This window comes from Parabacteroides sp. ASF519, assembly GCF_000364265.2.
GTDB classification, from domain to species: domain Bacteria; phylum Bacteroidota; class Bacteroidia; order Bacteroidales; family Tannerellaceae; genus Parabacteroides; species Parabacteroides goldsteinii.
This window is the reverse complement of the sequence record NZ_AQFV02000006.1, coordinates 3487855-3505149: the sequence shown is the minus strand read 5'-3', so window position 1 is coordinate 3505149 and position 17295 is coordinate 3487855. Positions and strand designations below refer to the sequence as shown.

10 protein-coding genes are annotated in these 17295 nt (G+C 46.9%); 6 read left to right on the top strand and 4 right to left on the bottom strand.

Annotation, left to right across the window (positions count from 1 at the left end):
* Positions 1-52: 52 nt before the first annotated feature.
* Complete coding sequence (locus C825_RS13735; protein WP_007656161.1) at positions 53-940, top strand: AraC family transcriptional regulator; 888 nt, start codon at positions 53-55, stop codon at positions 938-940.
* A 69-nt stretch (positions 941-1009) separates the two neighbouring features.
* On the top strand, positions 1010-1465 hold the full coding sequence (locus tag C825_RS13730) for a DUF6078 family protein (protein ID WP_044214578.1): 456 nt from the start codon (positions 1010-1012) through the stop codon (positions 1463-1465).
* Between the two features lie 133 nt (positions 1466-1598).
* On the opposite strand, the gene C825_RS13725 is transcribed toward C825_RS13730, so the two are convergent.
* The 4 genes from C825_RS13725 to C825_RS13710 form a co-directional block, all read right to left on the bottom strand.
* Positions 1599-2939, bottom strand: coding sequence for a dihydroorotase (locus C825_RS13725; protein WP_010802879.1), 1341 nt, complete (start codon positions 2937-2939; stop codon positions 1599-1601).
* A 66-nt stretch (positions 2940-3005) separates the two neighbouring features.
* The gene (locus tag C825_RS13720) at positions 3006-6161 is read right to left on the bottom strand and encodes a glycosyl hydrolase (protein WP_010802878.1); all 3156 of its coding nucleotides are present in this window, start codon (positions 6159-6161) and stop codon (positions 3006-3008) included.
* Between the two features lie 122 nt (positions 6162-6283).
* Positions 6284-9064, bottom strand: a complete 2781-nt coding sequence (locus tag C825_RS13715) for a polysaccharide lyase family 8 super-sandwich domain-containing protein (RefSeq protein ID WP_010802877.1) — start codon at positions 9062-9064, stop codon at positions 6284-6286.
* 111 nt (positions 9065-9175) lie between these two features.
* Complete coding sequence (locus C825_RS13710; RefSeq protein WP_010802876.1) at positions 9176-9913, bottom strand: polyprenol monophosphomannose synthase; 738 nt, start codon at positions 9911-9913, stop codon at positions 9176-9178.
* Positions 9914-10140: 227 nt separating this feature from the next.
* On the opposite strand from C825_RS13710, the gene mfd reads away from it, so the two are divergent.
* The 4 genes from mfd to C825_RS13690 all read left to right on the top strand — a co-directional run bounded on the left by mfd (position 10141) and on the right by C825_RS13690 (position 17280).
* Positions 10141-13503, top strand: a complete 3363-nt coding sequence (gene mfd, locus C825_RS13705; protein WP_010802875.1) for a transcription-repair coupling factor — start codon at positions 10141-10143, stop codon at positions 13501-13503.
* Positions 13504-13570: 67 nt separating this feature from the next.
* Positions 13571-14767, top strand: coding sequence for an AAA family ATPase (locus C825_RS13700; RefSeq protein ID WP_010802874.1), 1197 nt, complete (start codon positions 13571-13573; stop codon positions 14765-14767).
* The gene (locus tag C825_RS13695; RefSeq protein WP_010802873.1) at positions 14764-15366 is read left to right on the top strand and encodes a hypothetical protein; all 603 of its coding nucleotides are present in this window, start codon (positions 14764-14766) and stop codon (positions 15364-15366) included. The genes C825_RS13700 and C825_RS13695 overlap by 4 nt, the downstream gene beginning before the upstream one ends.
* A gap of 12 nt (positions 15367-15378) precedes the next feature.
* Positions 15379-17280 carry an AMP-dependent synthetase/ligase gene (locus C825_RS13690; RefSeq protein WP_010802872.1) on the top strand — a complete coding sequence of 634 codons (1902 nt, stop codon included), beginning with the start codon at positions 15379-15381 and terminating at the stop codon, positions 17278-17280.
* Positions 17281-17295: the final 15 nt, after the last annotated feature.

Genomic DNA, 17295 nt, shown 5'->3' with positions numbered 1-17295 from the left:
GTTATTTACTATCTTTGCTTACGAAAATGATTTTAAACCTTTCAATTCTGACATGAATAAACACGCAAATAATCAAATACGCTACCTGACAATCGGAGCGTCTGATGAAGACTGGGGGATTACGGTCACCACGATCGGATACCAATTCATTCCACCCCAAAGTCAATATCCGTTATCCGGTCATCCGGACAGTTATAATTTCAAACCGCAGACAGGACGCATCTTGAAGGAATACCAGCTTGTCTATATAACGAAAGGAAGCGGCTACTTCTCTTCCCAATCCTGCAAACAGCAAAAGATAGAAGCCGGCACCATGATCCTGCTTTTTCCGGGAGAATGGCACAGCTACTATCCGGACAAAGAGACCGGATGGGATGAATATTGGGTAGGATTCCGTGGAATACATATCGACAAACGAGTGGAAAAACGTTTCTTCACGAAAGAAGAGCCGCTTCATAGAATCGGTTTAAGTGCTACTATCGTAGGATTATATGAAGATATACTAAAGTTTGCCATGCAGGAAAAATCCGGATACCAGCAGATGATATCCAGTATCGTCCTTCATATAATGGGTACTGTTTATTATAAGAAAAAGAATGGCGCTTTTACTAATACATATGTAGTAGACAAAATCAACGAGGCCCGTATTCTGATGAAAGAGCAGGTAGAAAACCCCGTGTCACCGGAAGAGATCGCCTCGCAACTGGGACTGGGATACTCTTGGTTCCGCCGTATGTTCAAAGAATATACCGGCGTGTCTCCTGCTCAATACCAGTTACAACAAAAACTATTGAGGGCAAAAGAACTCCTGACAGGAAGTAACCTGAACATATCGGAGATTGCTTACAGCCTGAAGTTTGAAAATGCCGGCCAGTTCTCGACTTTCTTTAAAAAGAAAGAGGGCGTAACGCCCTCCGAGTTCAGGGAAAGAGCACATTAATACGGTTGTTGACGGTTGGACAGAAAACATCAAGAAGCTATTTACTCACTGAAACAGGAAACGAATAATATGAATACAATGGAGACAAACATCCTATTGACCCCCGAACAAATTCCTCCCTCCTACTGCCGTTGCTTCCAAAGCGACTGCCCGAAGTCGGACAGTTGCGCTCGTTTTCTCGCAGGAAAGCACCTCCCCGAAGGCTGGGTGACAGGGCCTGCCGTCTATCCCACAGCCCGTCAAGGCGCGACCTGCGTGTGCTATAAGCAGACACGTATTATCCACGCCGCCTACGGTTTCCGTGCCCTCTTTGCCGAGGTGAAGAAGAAAGACGATACGCCTCTGCGCGACCGTATCAAGACGTATTTGGGTGGAAACACCACCTACTACCGCTACCACAACGGCGAACGCCTTCTCACACCCGAGCAACAGGAATGGATCATCAACCTCTTCCGCCGGCACGGCTATACAGACGAGTTACGCTTCGACGAGTATCGCGACCTCTACGATTTTATCTTTACCTGATTACCACGGCGTGGTAGCATCTCTTCCACGGATTGGAAGCCACACTACTACGCCTTGGAAGCGAGCCTACCAAAGTGTGGTAGGCTAGTTGGTAAAAGCGAGAAGGGATACATTATACATACAGGTTTGTATTTTAGTTGTATTTCACTTCCATCCCCCGGACTTCGTCGTTTATGACGCCATTGTCATACACCAACTGTCCGTTGACAAAAGTCTGGCTGACACTATGATGAAAGGTAGTCCCTTCAAAAGGTGCCCATCCGCATTTATATACTATATTTTCGGGAGCCACCGTCCAGTTCTTCTCCGGATCGACAAGGACCAGGTCGGCATAATAACCCGGACGGATATAACCGCGCCGGTCGATATGGAACAGGTCTGCCGGCATATGCGCCATCTTTTCCACCACTTTTTCATACGTGAAGCAACCCTCTGCCACCATCTCCAGCATGGCAACCAGCGAATGCTGAATCAACGGACCGCCCGAAGCCGCTTTCAAACAACTGCCCTCTTTCTCCGATAACAAATGCGGAGCATGGTCGGTCGCTACGATATCTATTGTATTATCATTAACGGCATTGCGCAAAGCGACACGGTCTTCCAACGTCTTGATAGACGGATTCCATTTGATTCGGTTACCGAACTTAGCGTAATCGCCGTCATGGAACCAAAGGTGATGCACACACACCTCGCCGGTAATCTTCTTCTCGCTCAAAGGAATCTCATTACTCAGCAATGTCAGTTCTTTGGCAGTAGACAAATGCAGGATATGCAAACGTGAATTCAGGCGGGTAGCCAGTTCGACAGCTTCGGATGAAGAGGCATAACATGCTTCCTCGCTTCTGATTTTGCTATGGAAAGAGATGTCGAGATCTTCGCCGTACTTGCCTGTATAATAAGCGATATTACGTTTGATCACTTCTTCCTTTTCCGCATGGATGGCGATCAACATATCCGCTTCACCGAAGATACGTTCCAGGCTCTCCTTCTTATCCACCAGCATGTTGCCTGTGGAAGAACCGAGGAACAGCTTCAACCCCGGCACACGGCTACGGTCCAGCTTACGGATCTCGTCCATATTATCATTCGTTCCGCCGAAGAAGAAAGAGTAGTTGGCGGCAGATGTTTCCGCTCCGCGCTGCAACTTCCATTCCAGATCGGCTATCGTGGTAGTCTGAGGCTTAGTATTCGGCATATCCATAAAAGAGGTGACACCGCCAGCTACGGCCGCACGGCTTTCACTAGCGATGTCTCCTTTATGTGTCAGGCCCGGTTCACGGAAATGTACCTGATCGTCGATTGCTCCCGGTAACAGGAGCTTTCCTTCAGCATCGATAACTTGTACATTAGAGGCAGTTTCGGGAACAACTTCCTCGAACACCTCTGCTATTTTATCTCCATCAATAAGGACCGAGCCTTTAAACATACGGCCTTCATTCACAATGCGAGCGTTTTTTATCAGAATCTTATTCATATACCTTGTATTTTATTTGTTACAAATGTACATGATTCTATTCAAAAACAACGCAGGCAGGAGCGGTTATTCGTAAGAATAGGCCTGTATTTCCACCGGTCCGATCAAACCGGACGATTGTAGAGGCGAATCTGCATTCCAGGGATTCACGTTTGTCCAGGTGCCGCGTTCCTTTTCAGGCAACGAAGCGTCACCGATCAGGCGGTTCCTCCAGTTATTCACGACTTCCACTTCGATCAGGTTCTCCCCTTTACGTAGAAAGTCTCCAACCGGCAGGCGGTAAGGGGTTGTCCATACGCCGCCAACATACTGTCCGTTGATCTTTACTTTCGCCATGACCATCACCTTGCCCAGATCCAGATAAAGCGCCTTCTGAGGCAGTTCATCCAAGGTGATCCGGTTGGTATAGATTGCTTTTCCTGAGAAATAGCGGATGGACGGGTCTGTACTTTCTGTCCAGTCCTGCAATGCCGGGAAGGTTACAGCTTCTTCCGGTCCTCTTTTCCCTTTTTCAAAATCGACCTGCCAGGGAGAGCTAACGGTTGCCAGAACCTCTTTAACCGGATAATTCCGGGCAGTTGTTTTCGCCGGCGTGCCTTTTTTACGGAAGATAATAAAGGAGCTTTCAAAGCCTTCGAGACGAACCGGTACGGTAGTTACTCCGTCGGCACAGGTAAACTCCGGCAAAAGACGTATCTCTGCTGTCAGCGGATTCCACAGTTCCGGTAATTTTCCGGCTACACGGAAGGACGGGTTTATATCAACCGGAGTTTCACTTTGATTCGAGATAAAATAAATATCACCCTCATCCGTAGCACGGTGGATAAACAAAACAGGCGTACCGGAATTAACACGCATATCCGGTTTTACGTTCAAGGCTTCCAATACCGGTTGCAGGGAAGTCGCCGGCATAAACAGACGGCCTTTACCTATTGTCCGTACGGATTCTGTCTGGTCGCCCCAAAGCTCGGAAGCCAGTGCCTGCACTTTCCGGTCGGCAGCCGGATAATCACTCAGGCTCGGAGAATATTTCGGAGCAGGCCCTATCACACAGGCGCCAGCCTGCAACAGTTCCTTTATCTTCTGCAAAATTTCCGGACGCATGGTTTCCAGTTGGGGTAATACCAGCAAACGATATTTCATTCCGCTAGGCAAAACAATCCGGCCGTCTTCCACCGATGCCCGCTGCAACAAAACTTCCCCATTAATATAATCGAAGGAATAACCGGCAGGAAGTTCAGGCGTACAGATACCGGTCATCTTCGGAGCATCCTCTCCGATAAAGTAAGCTACATCTGCCACATAATCGCCGCGTTGCAACATGAAGTTACATCTTTTCAGATAGCCGGTAAAGACATCCATCTGGCTGAACCAGGTATTCTTCCGGTTAAATTCATTACCGAACCAGGCATCCAGTCCCGGTTCGCGGTCTTCAAACGGCTGGTGGATATATACATGCAGTAAAGAGCTGTTTATCCCTTCCGTAAAGAAACGGTCCCCACGCTGCTTCATCTGATACGGATAACGGCCGAAAGCAGGTCCGCCGCTTGTAAACGACTCGGCCCAGACACGTCTCTTGCCATAAATATGTCCGCAGGAAGAAGCCGCCCTGTTCTCGATATCCCCCAGGGAACCTTCGCTCCAGAACTCGCCGGCGATCTCGTCGGACTGGCCGCCATATTGCAGAAACTCGCCCGGGAATCCCCAATGACCGTAATTTTCCAGCCAGGTCGTCAATCCATGCTGATGACAAACATCACGCAAGCCACCTACATAATCGTAAGAAACACGATCGGCTATCAAACGGCGCAAATCCCACAGGAAGCGGTCTGAAATATCAGGATTACCGACCACTGTACCTTCCAGAACCGGAAGATACGGAACGGGGTCATATCCGTAACGTTCCTTAAATACGCTGATCATATCGTCAGTCCAGTTCTGTCCTCCGGTTTCATAGCTATCCTGGACAACTACCTTAAATGTTTTACGGTCAGCCTCCGGAATGCGTTTCAGTATATCACCGATAAAGGCATCAAAATGGAAAGCGACATGTTTCTTGCTCATCTTATCGATCTCAGGCCCTGTAGCTTCGGGAGCAGCCGGCAAGTTGGTTACACCTGTCGGCAACATCGCCATCCGGCGGATCACCCACTTACCTTCAGGCACTTCCCAATCCAACACACCGTTCTTTGAAAATTCAGTCACGTTCTTTATCGCATCCGGCGAAACCATCAAAGAGGCATCACTAACGGCAGGCTGTTTTTCCCAGAGATAGTCATCCCACATAGGGAGCGGGGTCTGGAACATCTTAGCCAGCGATTTCTCCGGGTAGCGTTCCATCATGGGAGAAGATGTAAGGGTTACATTTCCGGCAGCCTCTCCTTCTTCAGACATTTCCAGGCGGAACTGTGAAGCGGAAGTCTCCGGAAGGGAAATAACGACCGGCGCATAAGGGACAAAGCCTACATTCAGTGCCGGGTTACTACGGTCGATCACGAATTGTCTCAGCAATTCTTCCTTTCCTCCTTTTTTCACCCACAGCTTGGCGGTCGTTTTAAAAGGTGTATTTACCCGGTAGATCAGTGTGCGGACGGTTGCTTCCTTATCAAAGACCAGAACGGAGGAGGACGATTGCCCTGACTTCTTATTTATCGCCCAGCTTTTTTCCGCCACTGGCTTATCCAATGCCGGATAAGCGATAACGCAGACGTCCTGTTCATCTTTTCCAACGGAAGGTAGCGTCAGTTGCATACGTCCTGGTCCGGCGACAATCGTATCTGAAGAGGCCAGATAACGCATAGCCTGTGAACTTTTTACCCACGGACCACCAGACTGGCTCCATCCCGGACTGTTGAATATTCCGATTTCTATATTCAGTTCCGTGGCTTTCTTCAAAGCGGCATGCAGCACTTCCCACCATTCGGAACTCAGCAGTTTATGATCGCCGTAAGGGATGCCATCGATACCGATATTCCCGATAAACGCACGATTAATACCAGCCACTTTCATGGCTTCCAGGTCACGTTCCACCCCTTCTTTCGATATATTATCAGAAATCCAGTACCAATAGACACCGGTCTGTACACTATCGGGTATTGAACGGAAGCCTTGCTCGATACTGGCAAAGGATGGATGATTTGCAGACGTCTCTGTCTTATTACATGACAAAAGACCTAAACAAACAAGAATACATAAAGAGAATAAGTGTGTTATTTTCGCCATAATACATGAATTAAGCAATTACATTGATCTTACATGCAAGCAAAAATACTGTTTATATTCTCCTCTATTACTTATAATAATGACAATATACTTCTCAATTCTGATAAATTCCAAACCACCCCTTACCGCAATTTCAATACTCCTAAAGAAGACGGTATATGGAAATCTGGATTAGCGGCATCGGGGATGATCCAGGACGACCAGATCACCTGTTCCTCTTGCGGCCCGTAATAATCGGCACGGTATACACCGAAACGTATCTCGCCGTCCGGTGAGATCACGCCCATTTCTTCCAGGCTCTTCAAGGGGATGGAGCCTTCCACGATATAAGTGTCTTTGCCGGTATGTGTTCCCAGTTTCAGTCCTTTAAAGTTCCAGTCGAAATCAAACTGGCGGTAGAACTTTGCATGATAGTCCATGACCTTTCCGCGCGGATCGATCTCCGCACAATAATAATCGCCCATAGCCGGGTCTTTGCTGAAGAAAAACTCGATACGGTCACTGCTCCCAACCGAAGCCTCGGTCTTTTCATTATTATATATAATGGTAGTATCGGCTACTTCATACAGGAAATATAAGTTCTTCTTGTCGTGGCAGACAGAGAACCGGGTCCGGTCTTTAGCAGCCCCGTTCCAGGGAGCGGTCAGGCCCGACACGGAAACAGGTATCTGTTGCCAGTCGTCTTTTTTGCCATCTACGGAAATCGACTTTACCAACGGCGCGCTGATAACCGGAGTAACGGAAACAGGCTGGCCGGGAGCCTGGTTGGCAGGAACCATTATCTTCAAATCGTAGTCATTGATCGTTAAAGACAAGGACGATTGTGTATGTGTCGGATCGCTTGCCTCTATACGGAGTCTCCCGTTTTCCGGAGAAAGCATATAGATACCCGGTGTATGTACCACCAGTGTTATATCATCCGACAGGCGGATGGTTCCTTCCTGATATGCGGTGACATAGAAACGGTTGCCGGCTGCTACGGCCTGCATGACCTCGTCATTGCGAAGCACCCGGATATCATCCGTCTGGAAAGTGGCTGTACGGTCTGCCGAAGAGGCCGGCAGTATCAGGTATTGGTAAGTGGCGGGTAGCTCTTTCGGATGGCGGATATATAAAGAGACCACCTCCCCTTCCACCGTTTGCGGTATATATGAACCCATAAAGTCGGACCAACGGCCGGAACGTTTTTCTGAGATCGCCACACTGTTTTCAGGTTGCATCAGGATATAACCGGTACTGTCATGATAGAAACGCGGAGCCTTCCCGGTGATCGTAACGGTTCCGTCGACAGGATTCCAACGGTTATTTTCCCAATAAGCCAGCTCCCCCTGTTTCAAGCGTTGGTCGATCGATGTCGCCAGGTTCAGCGTACTGTCGGTCTGAATCCCCGCCCCAAGGCATAACACAAAATCGTCCGTGATAACCCACGACTTGCGGGCATGTGCTCCGTCACGGTTCAGGATCATGGCGGTCATGCCTGTACTGCCATCCGTTACACCACCGACAAAAGTCGTTTCATTACGGACATGAGCCCCGTAAGTACGGGGAGAAGGGATAGGCGCATCGCTTTCATACGAAGTAATACCCGGGACCTTACGCCAGTCCCAGAACGGGAACACATTCAGATATTCATCGCCGTTACGGTATATATAAGTAGCGCCGTCACCCATATAAAAGCCTTTCAGGTTATCTTCATTTACTAACTCAGTACCGATCACCCGCTTGGAAGCCATCTTGACAGAGGCCATCCACCCCGGTGCGCGATGGATAGTCTGGTCTGAATCCCAGAAATGTTTCTGTCCGGTAAAGGCTGTCCCCTGCGCAGGTTGGGGAGGGAAATTGTCATTCAGGAAATCATCCATCTTCTGCACATCGCCCGGTGTGCTGCCCTTCTTCAGTGAACTGGCGGCATATCCTATCGCCAACGCTTTATGAATAGGGGCATTATGGAACAATTGCCGGTCGAGGGCATTCACATCCATATAGCCGCGCCAGATAATCCAGCGATAGCCTTCCGTTAATAAATTATTCAGGATAGATTGCTGTTCGGCATTCAAAGCAAAGGAAGTCCCGGCAAACAATCCTGAATAGAAACTCATCTCACCGAGATAAGCCAGCCCGTAGTTGCCGAACTGCTGTTGCGGCCCGTGCTGGTGGAAGCTCCAGTCGCTTTTAATACCTTCCTCACGCCCGGTGGTTATTTCAGAGATGATCGTATCGCGGGCAGCCTTTACCAAGGCATAATCGTCTGTCAGCAGGCCTTTGACAAGTACGTTTCCTGCCAGCCAGACTTTATTCTGCCCCGTCATGCCGAAACGGGCGTTATCCATTACTTTCACAGCTTCTTTGAGTTCGTCGGGTGTCATCTGCATACGGAGCAGCAGGAAAGCCGGCCCGAACGTTTTCGGGATGCCGATCTCGTTATACCACCAGTTCTTGCAAACAGGTTTCGTGCGGAACCAATAACCGAGCGCCTGATGAATAACCGTAGAGAAGCGGGGCGACCAGGTGCACGAAGGTCCTTCGGCATGATAGAGTTTTGCCAGTTCCAGTATACGGTCGGCATGCTTCTTGGCATCCCATCCGGAGCGTTTGGTATCTGTATAGTTGATATCCGGCCAGGAACCGTCTTCATTTATACTCTCCATATATCCTTTGATCTTCTCCATATTGAAGGGATACCGCTGATGCAGTTCCACAACGACCTGATCAGACATTTCCGTCTCAGGCGGGATACCGGACAATATGCGGTTGAGTAAATCCGATTCATCATTGGAACTGATCAAGGTCCCGATATAGTTCTGACGGATCTGCTCCAGTTCGTCCTGCTGTGTTTGCGAGAACACACGCACGGGTAAAAACAAGAATGCGGCTAACAAGAATGTGTTTGTAAGAAGCTTCATGATATTGAATTTAGTACTGAAAGCAACAAATTTACCATAATTAATCCTGACAAATATAATAATGGCGAAAAAAATTGTAACGAATCCGTCCTCTATTACCAGCTATCCCCTTTACTTCTTCTGCGGATACTTGCGGAATAAACTCCACCACTTCAGTTTAAGCACGCCAAACAACGCTTCCCCGAATATGGAAGAGTTCATCTTCGATGTTCCCAATACGCGGTTGATAAAGATAATAGGCACTTCCACCAGTTTGAAACCACATTTATACGCCGTAAACTTCATCTCTATCTGGAAAGCATATCCCTTGAAATGAATATGATCGAGATCGATCGCCTCAAGCACCTCGCGACGGTAGCATTTGAAACCGGCAGTCGTATCCTGTACTTTCATCCCGGTAACGAAGCGGACATAGACAGATGCGTAATATGACATCAATACACGTCCCAGCGGCCAGTTCACCACATTCACGCCATTGCTGTAACGCGAACCGATAGCCACATCTCCCCCCTGCTCCGTGCAGGCGGCATATAACTTCTGAAGATCATTCGGATTATGACTGAAATCGGCATCCATTTCGAAGACAAAGTCGTACTTATGTTCGATCGCCCATTTGAAACCGCAAATGTAGGCAGTTCCCAACCCTAACTTGCCTTTCCTTTCTACCATGAAAAGACGTTCAGGAAATTCACTCTGTAATCGCTTTACAATATCCGCTGTTCCATCAGGCGAGCCATCATCTATAATCAAAATATGAAACTCCTTTTCCAACCCAAATACCGCACGGATAATATTCTCAATATTCTCTTTCTCGTTGTAGGTCGGAATAATAACAATACTGTCTGACATATACTTCTTTTATTAATTGACAGTTGACAAGTGACAGTTGACAGATTTACTGCAACTATCCCGCAGAACTGTCGGCAATCGGTTATCAACCCGAATGCGAAGGTACATATTTTAGTTGATTTAAACTTATTACTCTATATTATTTTGAACAAAAAAGCTACCTTTGCCAAACATTTCAGTAACATTTGTTGCTGTCATTTGTTACTTGTCAACAGACAACAATTTTAATGGAGGTACAAGAATTACTTAAAATATTCGCCGCCCACCCACAAGTTTCCGCATTGGATACCCTTTTGAACGGTAATACGTCAAATAACATTTTCCTGAAAGGGTTGAACGGCTCGGGCGCAGCAATGACAATCGCTTCTCTTTTTTTAAAAAGAGGGGGCAACTATGTGTGCATACTCAACGACCAGGAAGAAGCCGGCTACTTCTATCACGACCTGATGCAGCTGACCGGAAGCAATGAGATTTACTTTTTCCCGTCCGCTTACCGCCGGGCCATCAAATACGGACATATCGATCCGGCAAATGAAATACTGCGGACCGAAGTGCTCAGTGTCCTCCAGGACCCCGAAGCACCCTTCGTGATCGTTTCCTATCCCGATGCACTGGCTGAAAAGGTCATATCGCGCGACGACCTGAAAAAGAACACTCTAAAGATCAGTGTCGGCGAGAAGCTGGATAATATGTTCGTGTCCGACGTGCTCGACGAATATGGATTCGAACAGGTGGACTATGTCTACGAACCGGGGCAATATGCCCTGCGCGGCAGTATCCTGGACGTATTCTCTTTCTCCTACGAATTTCCTTACCGTATCGACTTCTTCGGAAAGGAAGTGGAGACAATCCGTACGTTCGATGTGGAAACCCAGCTTTCCAAAGAGAAACTGGAGAGTATCTATATCGTGCCGGAAATGAATAAAAGCGACCGTACCAACACCCTGCTGCTGGATTCACTGCCTGCACAAACAATCCTGGCAGCCAGAGACCTGGCATGGACGAAGGAACGTATCGGTAGCCTGTGGAACGAAGAGCCGGTTGTCGGTGACGAAGAATCGTTTGCCGACATCAGCCGAATGCGTGCCAGACTGGTGACTGGAGAAGATTTCCTCCGGGCAGCCCTCAACTTCCGCCGGATACATTTCGGTACACGCCCGGCAGGAGTAGCGGATGCCACCCTTACATTCAGTACACAGGCACAACCTATTTACCATAAGAATTTCGACATGGTGAGCGACTCTTTCCGTAACTATCTGGAGGGTGGCTATACATTATATATATTGAGTGACGTAGAAAAACAGGCAACCCGTATCCGGGCGATCTTCGAGGACCGGGGAGAAAATATCCCTTTCACTTCGGTCAACAAAACCATCCATGAAGGATTTACCGATGACGCGCTGCGTATCTGTCTCTTTACGGATCATCAGCTGTTCGATCGTTTCCACAAGTTCAATCTGAAAAGCGAAAAGGCCCGCAGCGGAAAACTCTCGTTGTCACTGAAAGAACTGAACCAGTTCACGACCGGCGACTATATCGTGCATATCGACCATGGCGTCGGGCAGTTCGGCGGCCTGGTACGCACCGAAGTAAACGGCAAGATACAGGAAGCTATCAAGCTGATTTACCAGAACAACGATATCATCTTCGTCAGCATACATTCCCTGCATAAGCTATCCAAATATAAAGGAAAAGACAGCGGCGAACCGCCCAAGCTGAACAAGCTGGGAACCGGTGCTTGGGAGAAGATGAAGGAAAAGACAAAGAAGAAGGTCAAGGACATTGCCCGCGACCTGATCCTTCTCTACTCCCAACGCAAACAGGAGACAGGTTTCTCCTACTCGCCGGACAGCTTCATGCAGCACGAACTGGAAGCGAGCTTCATTTATGAAGATACGCCCGACCAGATGAAAGCGACAAGCGAAGTGAAAGAAGACATGGAAAGTTTACGTCCGATGGATCGCCTGATCTGTGGTGACGTAGGTTTCGGCAAGACAGAGGTAGCGATCCGTGCTGCCTTCAAGGCCGTTTCCGATAACAAGCAGGTAGCCGTACTGGTTCCTACAACAGTTCTTGCTTTCCAGCATTTCCAGACTTTTTCGGAGCGTCTGAAAGATTTCCCCTGCCGGATCGATTATATCAGCCGGGCAAGGACTACGGCACAGATCAAAAGGACGTTGATGGATGTCGCCGACGGTCAGGTGAACATCCTGATCGGTACGCATCGTATTGTCAGCAAAGATGTCAAGTTCAAAGACCTGGGATTGCTTATCATCGATGAAGAGCAAAAGTTCGGCGTATCCGTTAAGGAAAAACTTCGTCAGATGAAAGTGAATGTGGATACGCTGACAATGACAGCGACACCGATCCCGCGAACTTTGCAGTTCTCGTTGATGGGTGCCCGCGACCTGAGCAGCATCACCACTCCCCCGCCCAACCGGTATCCGGTACAGACGGAAGTGGAGCGTTTCAACCCCGATATTATCCGTGAAGCGATCAATTTCGAGATGAGCCGTAACGGACAGGTTTTCTTTATCAATAACCGTATCCAGAATATTTACGAGATAGAGAATCTGGTTCGCCGTGAAGTACCCGATGCCCGCGTAGCAGTCGGTCACGGACAAATGGAACCGGAAAAACTGGAGAAGATCATCCTCGATTTCGTCAATTACGAATACGATGTCTTGATCGCCACCAGCATTGTGGAAAGCGGTATCGACGTACCGAATGCCAACACAATCATCATCAACAACGCACAGCAATTCGGCCTGTCCGACCTGCACCAGTTACGCGGACGTGTAGGACGAAGCAACCGCAAAGCCTTCTGTTACCTGCTCTCCCCGCCTCTTTCTTCATTGACACAGGAGGCACGCCGGCGTTTGCAGGCCATCGAGAACTTCTCTGAGCTGGGTAGCGGTATCCATATCGCCATGCAGGACCTGGATATCCGTGGTGCCGGTAACATGCTGGGAGCCGAGCAAAGTGGTTTCATCGCCGACCTCGGCTATGAAACATACCAGAAGATTCTGGAAGAGGCTGTCGATGAATTGAAAAGCGATGAGTTTGCCGACCTGTATGCCGATTCCGACAACGGCAAACGGGATTCCGGCAGCGAATATATCCGCGAAACTCATATCGAAAGCGACCTCGAACTGATGTTCCCACCCACCTATATCCCCAACGATTCGGAACGTGTCTCTCTCTACCGCGAACTGGATAATATGGAAGAAGAACGGGATATACTGGCCTTCACGGAACGTCTGAAAGACCGCTTCGGCAAAATTCCGAAGGAAGGAAAAGAACTGATCCGTATCGTCCGCCTCCGCCGTATGGCCAAGAAGCTGGGAATGGAAAAAGTAGTATTAAAGAAGGGGCAGATGAACATCATCCTCATATCCAACTCCGAAAGCCCGTACTATCAGAGCGAGGCTTTCGACAAATTGCTGGCCTTTATACAAAAACATCCCCGCGAATGTAATCTCCGGGACCAGAACGGTAAGCGCAGTATCGTAATAAAAAATGTGAGTACAGTAGAGGCTGCCTGCATGCTGCTTGAAGAAATAGAGAAGACAAAGACTTCTCACGAATAAACCATTGTAAGCAACTCGGTTCAAATATATTTCTTTACATTTGCGAGAATTAATATAAGAATATAATATGCCACATTTAAGAATTAAAAATATAGGTCCGATAAAATATGCAGACATTGAACTAAACAAAGTCAATGTAATCATGGGCCCCCAGAGTTCGGGGAAAAGTACTATCAATAAAATTGCATGTTACTGTTCTTGGGTGGAAAAGAAAATATCATTAGATCAATCTTTTGATTACTTCCTCAAAGAAGGTGTATTTATTGAAGAATTAGCTCGTTTCCACAAACTCACCGGCTATTTTAAGGAAACTTCAGAAATAGAATATCATTCAGAAACAATTAATCTGAAATATATATATAAAGATAAAGAACCTGTCATAAATTGGAAGAACCAGTTTGGATATAAAAGGATAAAACTGTCATATATTCCTGCCGAAAGAAATATTGTTTCGATGATTTCCGACTGGAAAGAAGTCAGCCTGCCCAACAACAACATAAGGAATTTTATGGCAGACTGGAACAATGCCCGCAAAATATTCACTCCTAAGAAACATATTCATCTGCCCTTTTTAGAGATAGACTATTACTATGACGAAAAGAGCGATATGGATTATATTCAAAATCAGGACGGTACCGTTATTCAACTAATGGATGCATCCAGTGGTTTACAATCTATGATCCCTTTAGTCGTATTGCGATCTTATTTTGCAGAGTGGATATATACAAATGAAGAACCAAGAAGTATAGCTTCTAAGGAGAGGGATTCCAGATTTCTAAATATTTTGATAAGTACTTTAAGTAAGCAGGATGGCGGCATACAATTTACAGAACTAGAGCCATATATTATTCCATATATCGCAACAGCAGGTACCGGATTCTTTATTGAGGAACCGGAACTTAATCTATTTCCGTCTACCCAACGAGATATACTATACAATCTCATCAGCAGTGTTCAGCAACGTGAAGACGACTCATTAATTCTCACCACCCATAGTCCCTACATCCTTTATGCCCTGAATAACTGCATGTTAGGCTTTCAAGTAAAAGAGACAATGCCGAAAACGGAACAGGAAAGTCTGGCTAGCCGACAATCATGGATAGATCCGTCGCTGGTATCCGCATGGGAAATAAAAGATGGTAAGTTAGTAGATATTAAGAATAGCAGACTGAATACAATCGGAGATCATTATTTCAACACAATAATGAATGAAGTAATGGATGAATATTATGCAATGCTCAAGTATATCAAAAGAACAAAATGAAAACACGGATAAATGATTCTATACAACAACATCAGGTTTATCCATGTTCATATACAAGCATCCATATCGTTGATTGGAAAAAGTTCACGAGCGAAAATCTGAAAGTACATGATCGTGTTCCGGTTAACCCGAATACAGGAAAACTAATCCACTCTGTTTGCTTAAGGAATGATTCGGCCATGTCCATTCTTGTGGATGCATTCGGCGAAAACGCATTACAATACAGCAAAAAGAAAAAGGCCCGTCAATGCGAATGTGTTATTTACCCCGATAATTATAAAGATACAGATTGGGTTCTTTTTGTAGAAATGAAATATGCAGAAAACGAGATCGCTGCTTTCAGGAAAGGAAACGATTATCCGAATAATATGATTGAGCAAATAAAGCAGACCGTTCAATTCTTTAAAGATAAATGCATTTTACCTCAGGAAAAAGAAGTATACGCTATCGTTTCATTTCCCAATTTACTATCTGCATTCAATAGTACGATATTCAGTATCGATGCCATAAACGATTTTTATCTGGACTATGGCATTATTATAAGAGGCACAAACAACGCGGAGATTATCAGTTCCGACAATATAAAGCTAATTGGATAAAATGAAGATGTCATGAAAAGAACATTGGTAGACCTTTTTGAAAACTCGGTGAAACAATATCCCGACAACCCGTTCTTATGGGAAAAGACAACAAACAAATTTGAGCCTACCACCTACACACAGGTAAGGGAACAGGTTTACACGCTGGGCGCCGGACTGGTTGCCCTGGGAGTAATGAAAGGCGACAACATGGCCCTGCTCAGCGAAGGCCGCAACGCCTGGATCATCGGTGAACTGGCGATGTTCTACGCCGGAGCCACCAATGTCCCCCTCTCTATCAAACTGGAAGAGGCAAACGACCTGTTGTTCCGTCTGACACATGCCGATGTAAAATATATTATGGTATCCGGCAACCAGTTGAAGAAAATACGTTCTATCGTCGATAAACTGCCGTTGCTCCGGCAAATCATCATCTTCGACGACCAAAAAGAATATCAGGAAAAAGAAATTCCCCTCTCTAAAGTAATAGAAATGGGGCAAGAATACCTCAGTGCGCATCCGTTGGAAGAGTTTCTGGCAATCGGACAATCGCTTACCAACGATGATTATGCCACAATCACTTACACCTCCGGAACAACCGCCGACCCGAAAGGCGTTATCCTCACTCATCGCAATTACACGGCTAACGTGGAGCAATCACTTACCTGCGTAGATATCGACGATACCTGGCGCACGCTGGTTATCCTTCCGCTCGACCATTGCTTTGCCCATGTGGTAGGCTTCTATATATTTATGTATAAAGGAGCTTCGGTAGCTACCGTACAGGTGGGAAGAACCGGTATGGAGACGTTAAAGAATATCCCTGTAAACATCAAGGAATTTAAGCCGTATTTAATATTGAGTGTCCCGGCCCTTGCCAAGAACTTCAAGAAGAATATCGAACAAGGCATCCGGGCGCAGGGTAACATGGTCAACCGTCTGTTCCACATGGGGCTGAACGTGGCATATACCTATAATGGGGATGGCGGCGATGACAAAGGTCGTGGCTGGCGGTTCCTGCTAAAGCCGGTTGTAAGCCTGTTCGATAGTATCATCTTTTCTAAGGTCCGTGAAAACTTTGGCGGCGAACTGAAGTTCTTTATCGGCGGCGGTGCCCTGCTGGATAAGGATTTACAAAAGTTCTATTATGCCATCGGCCTGCCGATGTATCAAGGATACGGGCTTAGCGAAGCAACCCCTGTCATCTCGACCAACGGCCCGCGCCACCACAGGTTTGGAAGCAGCGGCGTACTGGTTCAACCACTTGACCTGAAAATATGCGACCAGGAAGGTAAAGAACTTCCCCTCGGAGAAAAAGGCGAAATTGTTATCCACGGAGAAAATGTCATGGCAGGATACTGGAAAAATCCGGCTTCTACGACCGAAACCATTAAAGACGGTTGGCTTTACACCGGGGATATGGGATATATGGGTAAAGATGGCTTATTATATGTATTAGGCCGTTTCAAAAGCCTGCTGATCGGTAGCGATGGCGAAAAATACAGTCCGGAAGGTATCGAAGAAGCATTGGTTGAACATTCTTCCTGCATCGACCAACTGTTGCTTTACAACAACCAGAATCCTTATACGGTTGCCTTGGTTGTACCGAACAAAGACCATCTGAAAAGACATCTCTCCCACCTGCAACTCGATCTGAATACGGAAAAAGGAAAAGAAGAAGCCATCCGTATCATCCAAAAACAGATCGACCGTTTCCGTAAAGGGGGTGACTTGTCATCTATGTTCCCCGATCGCTGGCTACCCACCACATTTGCCGTCTTGCCCGAACCGTTCACCGAACAAAACGGCATGGTTAACAGTACAATGAAGATTGTCCGTGGAAAAGTAGAAAAAGCCTATGCTTCCCGCATCGATCATTTATACACACCGGAAGGCAAGAATCCGGTAAATAGGGAGAATATAAAGTCGTTGTAAACGGCTCCTGCATCC

Excerpts from the sequence above, each read along its gene's own strand:
- C825_RS13710 (WP_010802876.1), bottom strand. The coding sequence starts at position 9,913 with ATGTCAGACAGTATTGTTATTATTCCGACCTACAACGAGAAAGAGAAT.
- C825_RS13700 (WP_010802874.1), top strand. The coding sequence starts at position 13,571 with ATGCCACATTTAAGAATTAAAAATATAGGTCCGATAAAATATGCAGAC.
- C825_RS13730 (WP_044214578.1), top strand. The coding sequence starts at position 1,010 with ATGAATACAATGGAGACAAACATCCTATTGACCCCCGAACAAATTCCT.
- C825_RS13690 (WP_010802872.1), top strand. The coding sequence starts at position 15,379 with ATGAAAAGAACATTGGTAGACCTTTTTGAAAACTCGGTGAAACAATAT.
- C825_RS13695 (WP_010802873.1), top strand. The coding sequence starts at position 14,764 with ATGAAAACACGGATAAATGATTCTATACAACAACATCAGGTTTATCCA.
- C825_RS13715 (WP_010802877.1), bottom strand. The coding sequence starts at position 9,064 with ATGAAGCTTCTTACAAACACATTCTTGTTAGCCGCATTCTTGTTTTTA.
- mfd (WP_010802875.1), top strand. The coding sequence starts at position 10,141 with ATGGAGGTACAAGAATTACTTAAAATATTCGCCGCCCACCCACAAGTT.
- C825_RS13735 (WP_007656161.1), top strand. The coding sequence starts at position 53 with ATGAATAAACACGCAAATAATCAAATACGCTACCTGACAATCGGAGCG.
- C825_RS13720 (WP_010802878.1), bottom strand. The coding sequence starts at position 6,161 with ATGGCGAAAATAACACACTTATTCTCTTTATGTATTCTTGTTTGTTTA.
- C825_RS13725 (WP_010802879.1), bottom strand. The coding sequence starts at position 2,939 with ATGAATAAGATTCTGATAAAAAACGCTCGCATTGTGAATGAAGGCCGT.